Annotated in this window: 17 protein-coding genes; 11 read left to right on the forward strand and 6 right to left on the reverse strand. The window is 68.9% G+C overall.

Annotated elements, in window-relative coordinates; genetic code table 11:
- Window positions 1–95: 95 nt before the first annotated feature.
- Complete coding sequence (locus tag AC3EO7_RS02580; RefSeq protein ID WP_435590353.1) at window positions 96–467, forward strand: DUF6401 family natural product biosynthesis protein; 372 nt, start codon at window positions 96–98, stop codon at window positions 465–467.
- Between the two features lie 52 nt (window positions 468–519).
- Here the strand turns inward: AC3EO7_RS02580 and AC3EO7_RS02585 are convergent, their stop codons facing one another.
- Window positions 520–1,632: a mechanosensitive ion channel family protein gene (locus AC3EO7_RS02585; RefSeq protein ID WP_431964719.1), complete on the reverse strand. Its 1,113-nt coding sequence runs from the start codon at window positions 1,630–1,632 to the stop codon at window positions 520–522.
- Window positions 1,633–2,045: 413 nt separating this feature from the next.
- The gene (locus AC3EO7_RS02590) at window positions 2,046–3,434 is read right to left on the reverse strand and encodes a cystathionine beta-synthase (protein ID WP_431964721.1); all 1,389 of its coding nucleotides are present in this window, start codon (window positions 3,432–3,434) and stop codon (window positions 2,046–2,048) included.
- Window positions 3,435–3,621: 187 nt separating this feature from the next.
- On the opposite strand from AC3EO7_RS02590, the gene AC3EO7_RS02595 reads away from it, so the two are divergent.
- The 3 genes from AC3EO7_RS02595 (at window position 3,622) to AC3EO7_RS02605 (ending at window position 6,400) form a co-directional block, all read left to right on the forward strand.
- On the forward strand, window positions 3,622–4,080 hold the full coding sequence (locus tag AC3EO7_RS02595; RefSeq protein WP_431964723.1) for a hypothetical protein: 459 nt from the start codon (window positions 3,622–3,624) through the stop codon (window positions 4,078–4,080).
- 63 nt (window positions 4,081–4,143) lie between these two features.
- Window positions 4,144–5,136, forward strand: a complete 993-nt coding sequence (locus AC3EO7_RS02600) for an SGNH/GDSL hydrolase family protein (protein ID WP_435590354.1) — start codon at window positions 4,144–4,146, stop codon at window positions 5,134–5,136.
- Between the two features lie 43 nt (window positions 5,137–5,179).
- Entirely contained in the window at window positions 5,180–6,400 is a 1,221-nt protein-coding gene (locus AC3EO7_RS02605; RefSeq protein WP_431964727.1) for an acetyl-CoA C-acetyltransferase, read from the forward strand.
- Between the two features lie 157 nt (window positions 6,401–6,557).
- On the opposite strand, the gene AC3EO7_RS02610 is transcribed toward AC3EO7_RS02605, so the two are convergent.
- Entirely contained in the window at window positions 6,558–7,412 is an 855-nt protein-coding gene (locus AC3EO7_RS02610) for a Bax inhibitor-1/YccA family protein (protein ID WP_431964729.1), read from the reverse strand.
- A gap of 127 nt (window positions 7,413–7,539) precedes the next feature.
- Window positions 7,540–8,691, reverse strand: coding sequence for a class I SAM-dependent methyltransferase (locus AC3EO7_RS02615; protein WP_431964731.1), 1,152 nt, complete (start codon window positions 8,689–8,691; stop codon window positions 7,540–7,542).
- Between the two features lie 621 nt (window positions 8,692–9,312).
- Between AC3EO7_RS02615 and AC3EO7_RS02620 the strand changes: the two genes are divergently transcribed.
- From AC3EO7_RS02620 to AC3EO7_RS02635, 4 genes are all read left to right on the forward strand, one after another.
- Window positions 9,313–9,891 (forward strand): AMIN-like domain-containing (lipo)protein, encoded by a 579-nt coding sequence (locus AC3EO7_RS02620; protein WP_431964733.1) that lies wholly within the window; start codon window positions 9,313–9,315, stop codon window positions 9,889–9,891.
- Window positions 9,892–10,057: 166 nt separating this feature from the next.
- Window positions 10,058–10,720, forward strand: coding sequence for a hypothetical protein (locus AC3EO7_RS02625; protein ID WP_431964735.1), 663 nt, complete (start codon window positions 10,058–10,060; stop codon window positions 10,718–10,720).
- Window positions 10,721–10,808: 88 nt separating this feature from the next.
- Window positions 10,809–11,423 carry a DUF305 domain-containing protein gene (locus tag AC3EO7_RS02630; protein WP_435590355.1) on the forward strand — a complete coding sequence of 205 codons (615 nt, stop codon included), beginning with the start codon at window positions 10,809–10,811 and terminating at the stop codon, window positions 11,421–11,423.
- A 188-nt stretch (window positions 11,424–11,611) separates the two neighbouring features.
- On the forward strand, window positions 11,612–12,145 hold the full coding sequence (locus AC3EO7_RS02635) for a hypothetical protein (protein WP_431964739.1): 534 nt from the start codon (window positions 11,612–11,614) through the stop codon (window positions 12,143–12,145).
- Window positions 12,146–12,185: 40 nt separating this feature from the next.
- Here the strand turns inward: AC3EO7_RS02635 and AC3EO7_RS02640 are convergent, their stop codons facing one another.
- Together AC3EO7_RS02640 and AC3EO7_RS02645 are read right to left on the reverse strand one after the other, a co-directional pair.
- Window positions 12,186–12,524, reverse strand: coding sequence for a hypothetical protein (locus AC3EO7_RS02640; protein WP_435590356.1), 339 nt, complete (start codon window positions 12,522–12,524; stop codon window positions 12,186–12,188).
- Between the two features lie 157 nt (window positions 12,525–12,681).
- Window positions 12,682–13,149, reverse strand: a complete 468-nt coding sequence (locus tag AC3EO7_RS02645) for a hypothetical protein (RefSeq protein WP_431964743.1) — start codon at window positions 13,147–13,149, stop codon at window positions 12,682–12,684.
- 347 nt (window positions 13,150–13,496) lie between these two features.
- Here AC3EO7_RS02645 and AC3EO7_RS02650 point away from each other — a divergent pair, with 347 nt between their 5' ends.
- Genes AC3EO7_RS02650 through AC3EO7_RS02660 form a run of 3 tightly spaced genes read left to right on the forward strand, consistent with a single transcriptional unit; the run spans window position 13,497 to window position 15,662 of the window.
- A complete protein-coding gene (locus tag AC3EO7_RS02650; protein ID WP_435590357.1) occupies window positions 13,497–13,727 on the forward strand; it encodes a DUF6480 family protein in 231 nt (76 codons plus the stop codon).
- A gap of 55 nt (window positions 13,728–13,782) precedes the next feature.
- A complete protein-coding gene (locus AC3EO7_RS02655) occupies window positions 13,783–14,424 on the forward strand; it encodes a GntR family transcriptional regulator (RefSeq protein ID WP_435590358.1) in 642 nt (213 codons plus the stop codon).
- A complete protein-coding gene (locus tag AC3EO7_RS02660; RefSeq protein ID WP_435590359.1) occupies window positions 14,424–15,662 on the forward strand; it encodes an MFS transporter in 1,239 nt (412 codons plus the stop codon). The genes AC3EO7_RS02655 and AC3EO7_RS02660 overlap by 1 nt, the downstream gene beginning before the upstream one ends.
- The last annotated feature ends 41 nt before the right edge of the window (window positions 15,663–15,703 follow it).

Consider the following 15,703-nt stretch of genomic DNA (forward strand, 5'->3'; position numbering starts at 1 on the left):
GAGCCAGTAATTTGCTGGAAAATTCGGCGATACGCTCGGGCAATTAGTCGAACATCACAGTTTTATGGATTCTGGCCGATTGCTAGCATGGATGAGTGTTTTCGCTCGGCCCCGCGTTGCTCGAAGTATCGGCGCGAAGATTGTTGAACCGCCTGCACACGACGCACGGGGCCGGGGCACTCATGGCGGCTGCGGAATTCCCGTCGGTATCGGCGGCGCTCGATCAGCACGCGGCCGCCGTACGCGACATTCTCGACATGGGCATCGAAGGCGCGAGCTCGGTGCCCGCGACGGTGCTGCTCGCCGGATATGTCAGAGGGTTGCTCGACCACCCCTGCCCCGCGGACTCCGGCACGGTCCCGTTCGTCAGCGCCGCACCCGAGAACGCTCTCGGCTGGCTGAACGCCGACTGGCTCCAGCTGCGTCTCGCCGGGGTCTGCCGCTACGCCGCAGGGCAACAGGACTGACAGAACGTCCGCCCCGGGTACGCACCCGAGGCGGACGTTTCGATCACCGGTCCTACCGCGTGTCGCGCGGCTCGTCGTACTCCGCGTACTCGCCGCCGCCCTGGGTGTAACCGCCCTGCGGGTAGTTTCCGCCCTGCGTGTAGCCGCCTTGCTGGTAGGCGGCGCCCTGCGAATAGCCATGCTGCCCGCCCTCGGGATAACCACCGCTCTCGGGATACCCGGCGCCCTCGGCGTAACCACCGCCCTGGCCGCCCAGCGCATGGGCGCCGCCCTGGCCGCTCTGCGGGTAGCCGCTGCCCTGCGGGTAGCTACCGCTCTGCCCCTGGGTCATGCCCGCCCGCTGCTGCGAGTAGCCGCTCTGCGAACGTCCACCCGTCATGGCCGCTTCCTGGACCCACTGCTGAGCGGGCACGGGCCTGCGCGCCCACTGCTGCTCGCGGGAAACGTCCTCGCGGCCGCGCTGGTAGGCGTCAGCGTGGCCTTTGACCACGGGCATCTCCGCCTCGAGATTGCGCAGCCACGTGTCCCAGCGCCGCTGCATCGGCCGGATCAGGCCGCCGCCGACGCCGACCACCAGGATGCCGCCGACGGTGGCGAGCACGGCGATCAGGATGGGGATGGTCACCGAGGTGGCGACACCGATCTGGTTCAGCGCCCCGATGATGCCGACACCCCAGACGAACACCGCCGCCACCCTGCCGAGCACGGCGCCGTAGGACAGGCCGCCGAGCATGCTGGTGATCATCTCGCGCACCGCGTGGGCGATCGCGCCCGCGACGACCACGATGATGATCGCGACCGCGGCCTGCGGCAACCAGGAGACGATGCCGTCGAGCATGTCGCTGACCGCATTCGGACCGAACACGCCGAAGCCGAGTTGCAGCGCGATCAGCAGGATCGCGTAGTAGGCGAGCTTGGCGATCAGGTTCGAGGCGTCGTATTTGCTGCGTTCGAGCATCTGCCTGATCCCGCCGCGCTCGACGAGCCGGTCGAAGCCGACTCGCTCGAGCACCTTGCCGACGATCGTCGCCACCACCTTGGCAACGATCCAGCCGATGAGGAGGATGACCGAGAAACCGGCGAGCTTGGGCACGAACGTCGCGATCGAACTCCACGCGTCCGAAAGTCCTTGCTGGAAATCGATAGCCAAACTGGAGGTGTACACCGCGCCTTCCCTTCGCTATCCGATTAAGCCAGGGCGATTGCCGTGGCGATGTCCAGGCCCGGTTATACCTCCGCGAGGCACTGAACTCCGGTTATTTGCGAAGAATTTGCCGTTCGCGCCATGGCGCCCTAATTCGGGGCCGAAGTCCATTCGACGCCTATCAGGAACGAAGCCGCCGCGCGGTCGAAGCGCCGAGAACCCCTCCAGCCGAACCGGATCCCGTTGCCATCACACGGCGCGACGACGCTCGCCACTCATGCACTACCTGCATGAAATGTGATCTAGAGCACACTCACCACGAACATGCCGGCCCTACCCGGCCTACGGCGAAGCCGAACCAGAGCCTCTCGACGCCGCGCAGCCCGTGCAGGCACGGTGCGTCGAAAGACCTGCAGTGACGAGCTGCGCGGCGGTCAGTGACCGATGCGGCCGGTACTCAGGAAGCCGAGCAGGTCGTGGCGGGTGATGACGCCGACCGGCTTGCCGTCCTCGACGACCATCAGCGCGTCGGTGTCCGACAGCGCCTTGGTGGCCGCGGAGATGGGCTCGCCGGAACCGATCAGCGGGAACGACGGGCTCATGTGCTCGGCCACCGAGTCGGTGAGCTGCGCGCGGCCTTCGAAGACCGCGGAGAGCAGGTCGCGCTCGGTGACGCTGCCCGCCACCTCGCCCGCCATCACCGGCGGCTCGGCGCCGACGACCGGCATCTGCGAGACGCCGTATTCGCGGAGGATCTCGATGGCGTCGCGCAGCGTCTCCGACGGGTGGGTGTGCACCAGGTCGGGCAGCTCGCCGGACTTGCCGCGCAGCACGTCGCCGACCAGCGGCTCCGGGCTGCCGTCGAGGCGGCTGCGCAGGAAGCCGTAGGAGCTCATCCACTCGTCGTTGAAGATCTTGGAGAGGTAGCCGCGACCGCCGTCCGGCAGCAGCACCACGACGACCGCGTCCGGGTCGCGGCGCGCCACCTCGATGGCGGCGACCACGGCCATACCGCAGGAACCGCCGACGAGCAGCCCTTCCTCACGGGCCAGCCTGCGGGTCATGTCGAAGGAGTCGGCGTCGGAGACCGCGATGATCTCGTCCGGCACGGCCGGGTCGTAGGCCGAGGGCCAGAAGTCCTCGCCGACGCCCTCCACCAGGTACGGGCGGCCGGTGCCGCCGGAATACACCGACCCCTCGGGGTCGGCGCCGATGATCTTGACCTTGCCGCCCGACACTTCCTTCAGGTAGCGGCCGGTGCCGGTGATGGTGCCGCCGGTGCCGACGCCCGCGACGAAGTGGGTGATCTTGCCTTCGGTGTCGCGCCAGATCTCCGGGCCGGTGGTCTCGTAGTGGCTCTGGGGGCCGCCGGGGTTGGAGTACTGGTCCGGCTTCCACGCGCCTTCGATCTCGCGGACCAGGCGATCGGAGACGCTGTAGTAGCTGTCCGGGTGGTCCGGCGGCACAGCGGTCGGGCAGACGACCACTTCGGCGCCGTAGGCGCGCAGCACGTTGCGCTTGTCCTCGGAGACCTTGTCCGGGCAGACGAACACGCACTGGTAGCCGCGCTGCTGCGCGACGAGCGCCAGCCCGACGCCGGTGTTGCCCGAGGTCGGCTCGACGATGGTGCCGCCCGGCTTCAGCAGTCCGGCCTTCTCGGCGGCGTCGATCATCTTCACCGCGATCCGGTCCTTGGCACTGCCGCCCGGATTCAGGTATTCGATCTTGGCCGCGACGAGTCCGTCGGTCGGCCCCACCACACTGTTCAACCGGACCAAGGGCGTGTTGCCGATGAGGTCCACGACATGATCCGCGATGCGCATAGCCCTATCGTTGCAGAAGGCTCCCTGTGACATGACCGACGGTCCCGGGGCAGGCAGCGGCGGCGTAACCATGCGGCGACCTGGGAACACCGCCGAGGGCGGCCTTGTGAGTTCGCGCACGTCCGTCCGGAGCGTCCGGTCGGCGACACGCCACGGAGCGGGCCTGCCGCCCTTAGGATCGGGAAACATGAGGCAGCCCACTATCACTCGCGCCGCCACCGTCCTCGCCGCGACGGCGACGGCCGCGCTGATCGGGACCGGAGCGCAGGCCAACGCAGGCACCGTGTCGTTCCCGCAAGTGCCGACCATGGCCCACGGCGGACTCTGCTGGACCACCATTCAGACCTGGGCCGACACCAGCCCCGATTGGCCGGGCCGCGCCATTCTGAACGTCCGCGCGCTGCCGGTCGCGGGCATCGGCCCCGGCCGGTACCCGCTGGCGCCGCTGTGCGAGGTGCGCACCACCGTCGCGTGGCGCAATCTGAACACCGGGGCGACCGGCGTTTACGAGAACACGGTGGTCACCGGCATCTACGGCAGCATCCAGTACGCGCTGTTCCAGGACACCGGGCCGGGCCGCATCGAGGTCACCGTCACCACCGACGCACTGAGCATTCCCGCGCGCGGCACCTTCGACGTCGCCTGACGGTTCCGTTCCTCGGGATTCGCTCGCGCCGAGCCCTCGGATCAGCCCGTAAAATTCCGGAACGTGGGAGCATCTCGGATCAGCCTGCGCACGGCCGCCGTCACCGGGGCCGCGACGTTGCTCGCCGGTTCCGGGGCGGGTACCGCATCGTGGGCCGCCTATCGGCTGCTCATGGCGCAGGCGGGCGTGGCGCGCGGCGTGATCGGCCGCGACACCTCGAAACCGCCGGAGGCGGACGGCGTCTACACCGCGGGCTGCGGCGCGCCCGAGCCGTGGCGCACCGGTAAGCACGCCGATCTGCACCTGATGATCTTCGGCGACTCCACCGCGGCCGGCGTCGGCTGCCTGACCGCCGACGGGGTGCCGGGCGTGCGCATCGCCCGCGCACTCGCCGAGGCCAGCGGGAAGCGAATCCGGTTGAGCACCAAGGCGATTTCCGGTGCCACCTCCAAGGGCCTCGCCGGCCAGGTGGACGCCATGTTCGTCGCGGGACCGCCGCCCGACGCGGCGGTGATCTTCATCGGCGCCAACGACATCACCAAGAAGCACTCCGTCAGCGCCTCGGCGCGCAGGCTCGGCGCCGCGGTGGCCAGGCTGCACCTGGCGGGCAGTGTCGTCGTGGTGGGCACCTGCCCCGATCTGGGCTCGGTGTCCGCGATCCCGCAGCCGCTGCGCACCATCGTGCGCAATTGGAGCGTGCGACTGGGCAGGGCGCAGTTCGCGGTCACCGCCGCCGCGGGCGGGCACCCGGTAGCACTGGGCGAGCTGGGTCCGGAATTCCGCACCGACCCCGAGCAGATGTTCTCCGCCGACGGCTTCCACCCCTCGGCGGCCGGTTACGAACTGGCCGCGGCGCGAGTGCTTCCCGCGCTGCTCGCCGCCCTGGAACAGCGCGGACTGCGCACCGACCGCGACGCGCACGGCCCGCGCCGTGGGCTCGCGGCCCGGCTGCGCGGGCTGGTTGCCCAGAAATCCGGCGTGATCGCAGCGGACGACGCCGAAGCGCGCAATGGCCGGGGTGGCGTTCCCGGCGCTCGACAGGTTCGGTACACATAGAAGTGCCAGTACAAAACTGAGCAGCAAGTACGAAGGAGCCCTCATGCCAGAGGCAGTTATCGTTTCGACCGCCCGCTCCCCCATCGGCCGGGCCCGCAAGGGCTCGCTGGTCGACATGCGGCCCGACGACCTGACCACCCAGATCGTGCGCGCGGCGCTCGACAAGGTTCCTGCGCTCGACCCCACCCAGATCGATGACCTGATCCTCGGCTGCGGCTCCCCCGGCGGCGAGCAGGGCTTCAACATCGCCCGGATCGTCGCGGTGCAGCTGGGCTACGACTTCGTTCCCGGCACCACCGTGCACCGGTACTGTGCCTCCTCGCTGCAGTCCACCCGGATGGCGTTCCACGCGATCAAGGCCGGCGAGGGCGACGTGTTCATCTCCGCGGGTGTCGAGACCGTCTCGCGCTACGTCAGCGGCTCGGCCGACAGCTGGCCGAACACCCAGAACCCGCTGTTCGACGAGGCCCAGGCCCGGACCGCGAAGACCGCCGAGGGCGGCGCGGGCATCTGGCACGACCCGCGCGAGGACGGCCTGATCCCGGACGCCTACATCGCGATGGGGCAGACCGCGGAGAACGTCGCCAGCCTTACCGGCATCACCCGCGAGGACCAGGACCGCTGGGGCGTGCGCTCGCAGAACCGCGCGGAGGAGGCCATCAAGAACGGCTTCTTCGAGCGCGAGATCACCCCGATCACCCTGCCGGACGGCACCGTGGTCTCCACCGACGACGGCCCGCGCGCCGGCGTCACCTACGAGGCCGTCTCCCAGCTGAAGCCGGTCTTCCGCCCGGACGGCAGCATCACCGCCGGTAACTGCTGCCCGCTCAACGACGGCGCGGCCGCGCTGGTCATCATGAGCGACACCAAGGCCAAGGAACTCGGCCTGACCCCGCTGGCGCGCATCGTGTCCACCGGTGTCTCCGGCCTGTCGCCGGAGATCATGGGTCTCGGCCCGATCGAGGCCGTGAAGCGCGCGCTGGCGCTGGCGGGCAAGACGGTCGACGACATCGACCTGTTCGAGATCAACGAGGCCTTCGCCGTGCAGGTGCTCGGCTCGGCCCGCGAGCTGAAGATCGACGAGGACAAGCTGAACGTCTCCGGCGGCGCCATCGCGCTCGGCCACCCGTTCGGCATGACCGGCGCCCGCATCACCACCACGCTCATCAACAACCTCCAGACCTACGACAAGCAGTTCGGTGTGGAGACCATGTGCGTCGGCGGCGGCCAGGGCATGGCCATGGTCATCGAGCGACTGAGCTGACGCTTTCGCTCCCGATGCGGCTCTCGATCCTCCGGGATCGGGAGCCGTTCTTCGTTCCGCCGCTGCCCGGCTGGTAATCGACTCCGCCGACGAACAAGGCGGCCGCCGGGAATCCCGGCGGCCGCCTCCGTCATATCGCGGCATCAGCCGCGCCTCACTAGTCGTTCTGGAAGTAGCTCAGCAGTCGCAGAATCTCGACGTAGAGCCAGACCAGCGTGACGGTCAGGCCGAGGGCGACGCCCCAGGCCGCCTTCTCGGGAGCCTGCGCCCGGATCAGCTGATCGGCGGCGTCGAAGTCGAGCAGGAAGCTGAACGCGGCGATCGCGATGCAGACCAGGCTGAACACGATGGCGAGCGGGCCGCCGTCGCGCAGGCCGAAGCCGCCGTCGGTGAAGAAGCTCGCGATCAGGTTGCCCAGCATGAGCACCACGACGCCGATGACGGCGCCGATGATCATGCGGGTGAACCGCGGCGTCACGCGGATCGCGCCCGTCTTGTAGACGACCAGCATGCCCGCGAACACACCGAACGTGCCGAGCACCGCCTGCCCGATCAGCGCGGCACCGCCCGCGCCGCCGAAGGTGATGTCGGTGAACATGAACGACAGCGCGCCGAGGAACAGGCCCTCCGCGACCGCGTAGCCCAGCACGAGCGCCGGGTTGTCCATCTTGTTGGCGAAGCTGGCGATCAGCACGAGCACTAGGCCGACCAGACCGCCGACGATGACGAACAGCGGCGCGAGGCTCGTGTTGGCCGCGGTGAGGCCGAAGGCGACGAGCGCCGAGAGCGTCAGCACGCCGAGCGTGATGCCGGTCTTGGTCACCACGTCGTCGATGGTCATCGCCCGGGTGGTGGGCGGGGCCTGCTGGTACGGCTGGTACTGGTTGGGGTACTGGTTACCGAACTGCTGTCCGAACTGCCCGGCACCCGCTACACCCGAACCGAAGTTGGCGTAGCCGCCGCCCTCTTGCTTGGGCAAATTTTTGAAGACCGGATTGCTTGTAGTGCGCACCGTGAGTGCCTTTCTGGAGTCGTTGCCGCTGTCTGCCGAGCTGGTGCTCGATATCCAACTGCCTGGTCCAACGTCCGGCACTCGTGCCGAGTTCCCGAGACGTTCGCCAAGGCGGACAATTCGGACTCTACCGTTGCCTGACGTCGTGCAGGCCACGCACCGATCGTGTCACGGTGAACTTCCGGTTCCGGCCGATCACCTCGGTGCGCCCGACCATCCGCTCCACCACGCCGCGATAGTTGAGATGGGTGTTGTACACGGTCCACAGTTCGCCGCCGGGGCGAAGCACACGGCCGGTCTCGGCGAACATCTTGATGGCCGACCCGGTGTGCACCGCCGCGCCGACGTGGAACGGCGGATTGCACAGCACCAGATCGGCGCTGTTGTCGGCGGCCGAGGACATCGCGTCGTCGCGCACCACCGTTACCCGGTCGGCCACGTCGTTGGCGGCCGCCGTGGCCCGCGCCGAGGCCACCGCGGCGGCCGATTGATCGGTGCCGACCACCCGCAGCGCCGGGCGCGCTTTCGCCAGTGCCACGGCCAGAATGCCGGTGCCGCAGCCGAGGTCGATGGCGTCGCGGGCGTCCGGCTTCATCCACTTCAGGTGCTGCAACAGGAATCTGGTGCCGATGTCCAGGCGCGGACCCGAGAACGCGGCCCCGTGCGCGACGACCTCGATGCCCACCTCGTCCAGGGATTCGCGCACCGGGAACCTGGGATCGCCAACCGGTTTCGGCCCCTCGATGAAGAGCGTGCGCGACTTCTGCCTGCCCCGGCTGGCATTGACCGTCGAAAACGACTCGCTCAGCACGTCGTTCATCGACTTGGTCAGATATTTGTCGCGTCCGCCCGCGATCACGATCACCCCTGGGTCGGCGTACCGCGCGATGGCATCGGCCACCTCCGCCAAACCCGCCAGCACCCTCGGCAACCGAAGCAGCACGACCTCGACGCCGCTGAGCAGATCCGCGCCGAGCGCATGCGCGGTGTAGCGGTCCGCGAGCCCGAGCGTGCGAGCGTTGTTGGCCAGCGCCAGTTCGCCGGTGAGCAGATCCTGGTGCACGCGAACGTCGCGCAAGTCGTGCCGCGCGACCGCGCCGAGCGTCAGCGCACCGTAGCTGTCACCGATAACGGCAATCTTCCCGTTACCCGCCGACTCGATCGCATCGACGGCCACGTCGAGGATCAGCCGGTCGGCGGCATCGACGGCATAGAGGTTCAGCGCCTCCACATCCGGATACCGCCGCAGTCGGCCAAGCACATCCTCGACATCGTCCACACGTCAAGTGTGCTAGATCGTTGCCGAATAGTCGCGCCCACCCCGGCAAATCGCGTACCCACACTTTGCGACCTCGGCGTATTCACTCTGAAACATTCTGCCACAGGAACACTCGCGACTTCCGGGGCCGCTCCGCCGGCCCCGGCGGCGGTGCGGCGGCGTGTCCGGTCGATCGATCCGAGCCCGCTCGGTCGTCGATTCGGTTTTGCGCGTACGACATCTCACGTTCACTCGAAGGCCGGTCGGTCCGTGTCCACGTCTCGGCGGCCGAACGGAGGAATTCGAACCGGAGAACCGCCGCTTCACATCCGGACTTCCGCGAGCGGCGCGGCTCAGGCGATCGGTGGGCGAGCTGGGGCGCCACCGAATCAACTGCCCAGCAATCGATCACCGGATCGTGTGTCGCCCCGCGTCCGAGTGGGTCGATGGCGGACTGGCCACCTCCCACGGCAACAACTCACCGCTCGAGGCGCGGGCGGCCGGATTCTCTCTGTGAGTTGGGTGCGTCGATCGGACGGCGGGCGTCCGGCCGCGTCGCGCGAAAGGGGTGATCGCGAATTCGCACACACCGAGTCCCGCATTGTCCCCTGTCAGGCCCACGTGCTGAGTAACATCAGCCCCATGCGCAACAGGATGGTGCTGACGGTCGCGGTCGCGGTAGCCCTGATCGCAGGCTGCGACAAAGCCGAAACCGACTCGGCCACGACGACAACCCCGCCGACCACCACGGGCTCGCTCGTGGAAGCGCCCGCCCAGGCGCCGGGTGACGCGGCCCCCAAGCGCGGCACGCCATCGAGCGGCGCCGGGCTGACCGTCACGGACCTGCGCATCGGCCACCATTCCGGTTTCGATCGCGTCGTCTACGACCTGGGCGGCACCGGAACTCCCGGCTGGATCGTGCAATACACCGATCGCGCCGTCCAGGATGGCAGCGGCAAGGAGATCGACGTAGCCGGACAGTCCGTCCTCGAAGTGCAGATCACCGGCTCGGCCTATCCCTTCGACAGCGGCGTCACCCCCTACTCCGGCCCCGATCCGGCCACCGACCCGAGCGCACCTGCCGTCGCAGGCGTCTACCGGACCGCGGTCTTCGAAGGCACCACCCAATCCTTCATCGGCGTCAACGCCGACCGCCCCGGCTTCTCGGTCACCACCATGTCCAACCCGACCCGCCTGGTCATCGACATCGCATCTCCCTGACCCTCCGAGGCGACCCTTCGACACGCTTCGCAGCGGCCACAACCTCTGCGAGGTGTGTGAACAATCTGCGACAACAGCCGAGCCGGACGCACGTGAGCAGGGACGGATCGCCGATACATACAGGGGGTATAGGTAGCCGCACGCGGCACCCGCTACCCTGATCGACGTGGCCGCACCGCACGCTTCCCAGCACGCATCCGGGTTCACCCGGCTGCTGGGCGTGCTCGCCTTGATCGCGGGCATCGCGGCCATGCACGTCGGCATCTTCACCACGCCCGCGACCGCCGCACACCACACGACTGCCGCGGCAGACGCGTTCACCGCGGTCACGTCGCACCATGCCGCCGCCACCTCGGGCACCAGTGCCGACCGCACACCGATCCCGGACCGCCCGGCCGACGGAGACCGAGCCGGCGACATTCCCGCGACGGCCGTCGATCCGACGGCCGTCGGTACCGCGTCCGCACCACACCGTCCCTGGCCGGGCCAGCAGCCCGAGTCGGGGCGGCATCCGATGACGGCCGCGGCCGGCAGCGTTTTGACCGAGGCTCCGGCGGACCACCCACTCACACAATCCGAATTCCTGGCGAGCCCCTCCGCGGAACCCGGGTGCACCGAGTGCGGCGACGGCCACGCGGGTCTGCATGCCTGCGTCTTCATCCTGACCGCGCTCGCCCTGGCGGTCTTGCTCGTGGCGCTGTACCGAATTCCGGGTGATCAGCCCGGTGACAGCGGCGGCCCGAAGGCTCGCCACTGGCGACCTCGACGCGAACGTCCACCGCCTTGGACCGTGTTGTCCCTGGCCGAATTGTCGATTCTGCGGATCTGACAGGTCCACCACGTCCGTGCTGCCAAACGGTCGCGGTATCCGCCTGCCCTTTTCACCGTGCTTTTCGCAATTCCCAAGGAGTTCAACCATGTTCATCACCCATACCCGCATCGCCGTCGCCACCGTCGCGGCGGGCGCCCTGCTGTTCGCCGCCGGGTGTGGCGACGATTCCGATTCGACGTCCGGCACGGACCACGGCACGTCGTCGACCACCGCCGGGGCCACCTCCGCCGCTCGGACCGACTTCGACAACGCCGATGTCACCTTCCTGCAGATGATGTACCCGCATCACGCCCAGGCCGTCGAGATGGCGAAGCTGGTGCCCAGCCACAGCCAGAACCCGCAGCTGCTCGCGCTCGCGGCGGAGGTCGAGAAAGCGCAGGCGCCCGAGATGGAGCAAATCAGTTCCCTGTTGCAGAGTTTCGGCAAGCCCGCGCCGACGGCCGGTGGCGGACACGAGGGTCACGGCATGCCCGGCATGATGTCGGCCGAGCAGATGTCCGCGTTGCAGGCGGCGTCCGGCGCCGAGTTCGACCGCATGTGGCTGGAGATGATGATCCAGCACCACGCGGGCGCGATCGACATGGCCGAGACCGAACTGGCCGACGGCGTCAATCCCGATACGCAGGCGCTGGCCCGCTCGGTGATCGCCGCACAGGAGGCGGAGATCGCCACCATGCGCACCATGCTCGGCCAGAACTGAGCGCGCGACCGGTCCGCATCCGCCCTGATCCGGGGTTCGATGCGGACCGGTCGGACCGGTCCACGCCCGGCGGTATCGGTTGGCCATCGATATAGGCACGCCGAGCTGACGGGGCACGGCGCGCGAAGTAACGTCGTAAGGTCCGGTCTCCTCCGCGCCGGACGCACAGAGGGGAAAGGCGAACGGACATGCGACGACTGGAACGCGCAGGCCTGACCGCCGCCGCGGCGGCGACCGCGACCGGCATCATTTTCATCGGCGCCTGCTCCACGCAGGTCACCGGTAATCCCCAGGTCGATCAGACCGAGCTGGCCGCCTACACCTCCGAAGTCGCCGCATCCTCGGCCGCGGCGTCCTCGTCGCGAGCGGCGGCCGTCGAACGCGCGGCGGGCGCCGCCTGCGACGCTTTCGCGGCGGCGAACGAGAGCTCGGTGGATTCGTTCAACGCCTACATCGACGCCAGCAACAACAACGCGCCGGACGCGAACGCCAAGGCCACCGCCGCCGTCAGCACGTTGCGCGCCAATGCCCGCAACGTGGATCAGAAGCTGACCAGGGACGTCCCGACCGAGGTCGCGAACAGTTTGCGCGCCTACCGTGACGACACCAACGCCCTCGCCGATCTACTCGACCGCCGCGTGGACGTGGACACGCTCAACACCGCCATCGACAAGTTCAACGCGACCAAGAACACCGCGCGCGAGGCCTGCCGAAGCCACTGATCCGAGCCATCTCGCTGCCACCCCCGAAACCGCACAGGGCTCAGGACGGCGGGACGCTCGCTTGCCACGCCGCGTACGGCTCGTCCGCGCTCGAACGCTGCTGTCGCGCACGCTGATTCCTCCACTGGAAGACGAGCAGCGCGGCGCCGGTCGACAACGCGACGCAGGCGATGACGGCCACGAGCAGCGCCCACCCCTGGACGCCGAGCGCCGCGAGCGCGACCGCCGGGATCACCGTGAGCAATCCGATTCCGACCAGCACGAAACCGGCCCAATTCCGGGTGTCGGCCATAGTCTCCCCGGGTTGGGGTCCGGTCGTGCGGGCGATGTCCGGTGCGTCGTCGAGTGGGGGGATCTCCCACATGCCGTCGGATGCCATGGTGCGACCACCTCGTTCAGCGGATTGTGCGCGATACTCTCGGCAGCTGTATATCCCGAGTCACCGCGGCGAAACCGTCCGCGCGAACACACTGTGCCCCAAGGTAGTCGGTGTCACGTCGCCGTCGGATCACCCCGGCGGACTCGACCTATACCGCTCATCCGGCGAGTGCGCGACCGCGCAGGTCGCCGCGATGGACGAATCTGTGTACCGCGCCGAGCAATTCGGCGACGAACGGACCGGGTTGCGGCAGTTCGTAACCCGGCGGCCAGAGCCAGCGGCGTTCGTCGGACGTCGGCTTGCCGGATTCGCTGAGCAGCGGCAGCGCGACGTGTTCACCCCATTCCGCGATCCGTACGTCGGCCTCGGAGAGCAGGGCGCGGTGCGGTGATTCGCAGGTCGGGATGCCCGCGGTCAGGAAGACCCACCGACCGGTGTCCGGGTCGACGAATACGGGACCTGCCTGCTGCGCGGGCTGCAACAAGGACTGTAGGCGCGCACCGAGCGGGTCGGGCATGGAAACGACCCCCACGACGCCTACCCGGAGGACCACCTGGGTGCCCATGATCGCGACGGGGAATCGGTACATCTCCCGATAGGTCACGAGGTTCTGCCGCAATGTCATCGTCGCCATCCACCTTCCACGGGTCGGCAGGCTTGTGGAATCGACCGCGAGGCAGCGGCATCGATCCGCCGCGTCGCGTTCTCTTTCGATCGTCCAGCCGCGCAGCACGCCCGGCAACGCGATCGGCAATCGCTGGGGAAATCACCAGTTCGGCGCGCGCCGACCTGGAGATCCCACAACGCGCCGCCCCTGATTGGCCGGAACGATCGCGGGTAACCGGCGGATATGGAGCTATTGGTGGTCATCGGGATCGCCGTGCTCGTCGGCGCGGTGGTCCTGTCTCGCAAGATGTCCGGACGGCGACCGCACGCGCCCGAGTCCCCGGGCAACGACGGGGAGTGATTCTCATGGCGGCAATGGACCCCGATCCCGCACGCACCCCGGATCTGGAACCGGGCGGTGGCGTCGCCCCGGGTGCGACTCCGCCGGAAACAGCGCAGACCTCCGGCCTGTCCGCGCCGGAGCCGCGCACCAGGCACCGGTTCCCCGGAACCGGCGTCGCCGCGATGATCGTGACGATCGCCTTGGTCGTCGCCTTCACGGTGGTCGCGATTGCGATAATCGTGTCGCTGATCTGACCGGGTGGTCGATCACACACGCCGGTGAGCCGGGTGCGCGCCTAAGATACAACTTGTGTCTAAGACGTACTCATCGGCCGAGCACGCCTATCGCGAGGTCAAGGAGCGCATCCTCTCGGGCGCGCTGCCCGGCGGAGAGCTGATCAGCGAGGGCGAGATCGCCGCCGCGCTCGGCACCTCGCGCACACCCGTGCGCGAGGCGTTTCTCCGGCTGGAGACCGAGGGCTGGATGCGGCTCTACCCGAAGCGCGGCGCGCTCGTCGTGCCGATCCCGCCCGACGAGGCCGAGCACGTCGCGCACGCCAGGTACGTCGTCGAGACCGCGGCCGTCCGCGCATTCGTCGCCGCCGAACCCGGCGCCGTCGCACGTCCCTTGCGCGCTTCCCTCGACCGCCAGCGTGCGCTGGCCGCGACCGAGGACTTGGACGCCTTCGCCGTCGAGGACACCGACTTCCACCGCACCTATGTCGTCGCGGCGGGCAATCCGCTGCTCAGCGGCTTCTACGATTCGCTGCGCGAACGGCAGCGCCGGATGAACAGCGTCGCCCTGCGGCGCGGTCCGCTGGACATCGACCGGATCATCGACCAGCACGCCCGGCTGGCGGAGCTGATCACCGGCGGCGACGTCGACGGTTTCGCGGCGGCGCTGATCGAACACCTCGCCGGGGTGCACCAGCTGGAACTACGGGGCCTGTGATGACGACCCTGACAGCCCTACGCCCCGCCGAATCCCCCGCAAGCACCAAGCACTGGTGGGGCGTCGCCGCCGCGGTATTCGCCATCGCCTGGGGCGGAAACGAATTCACTCCGCTGCTGGTCATGTACAAGAGCCACGGGCTGCCACCGACCACGGTGGATCTGCTGCTCTTCTATTACGTGCTCGGCATCGTCCCCGCGCTGCTGATCGGCGGCCCGCTCTCGGACCGCTACGGCCGCCGCAGGCTCCTGCTGCCCGCGCCGATGATCGCCGCGAGCGGATCGCTGCTGCTCGCCTTCGGCTCCGGCTCGGTGCCCGCGCTCGCGGCGGGCCGGGTGCTCTGCGGCGTCGCGCTCGGCCTGGCGATGGCGGTGGGCAGCAGCTGGCTGAAGGAACTCTCGCAACCCCCGCACGGCCCCGCGCTGCCCGCGGGCACCGGCGCGCGCCGCTCCGCGATGAGCCTCACCGGTGGGTTCGCCATCGGGGCAGGAACCGCCGGGGTGCTCGCGCAGTGGGCGCCGCTGCCGAACACGCTCGCCTACCTGCTCAACGCCGCCCTCTGCCTCGCGGCGGCGGCATGGATGTCCCGGGCTCCGGAAACCGTTCCACCGCAGGAGAACCCACGCCGCCTCATCGACGACCTGAAGATCCCCGCCGCGGGCCACCGCCGCTTCCGCTGCGTCGCCCTGCCCGCGGCACTGTGGTTGTTCACCTCCGCCGCAACGGCTTACGCGGTGATGCCGACGCTCATGCTGCCGCGCGTGCACGGCGCGCCCATCGCGTTCTCGGCACTGATCACCGTGATCACCCTCGGCTGCGGGTTCGCCATCCAGTCGGTGGCCCGCCGCATCGACCGGCCGGGCACCGCCCGCGCCGCCGCCGTCGGCCTCACCCTCGTCACCTGCGGAATGCTCGCCGCGACTTGGGCTTCCGGCGCGCTCACCCTCGGCGCGACCATCCTCACCGCCGTCATCCTCGGTGCGGGGTACGGCATCGGGCTCGTCGCCGGTCTACAGGAAATCGAACGCATCGCCCGACCCGACGACCTCGCCGGGCTGACGGCGGTGTTCTACTCGGTCAGCTATTTGGGATTCGGTGTCCCCGCCGGATTGTCGTTTCTGCATCAGAATGCGGGGTTCGGTTACCCGGTGATGTACACCGGGCTGGCCGTGTCCGCGGCGGGCTGCTTGACGCTCGTGCTTCGGAATTATCGGGTGGCGCCGGAGGTTCGCCGCTAGGTCGCAGCCGAGACGCCACTGTGCGGGGCGCTGAAACGGGA

It is taken from the genome of Nocardia sp. bgisy118 (assembly GCF_057708605.1).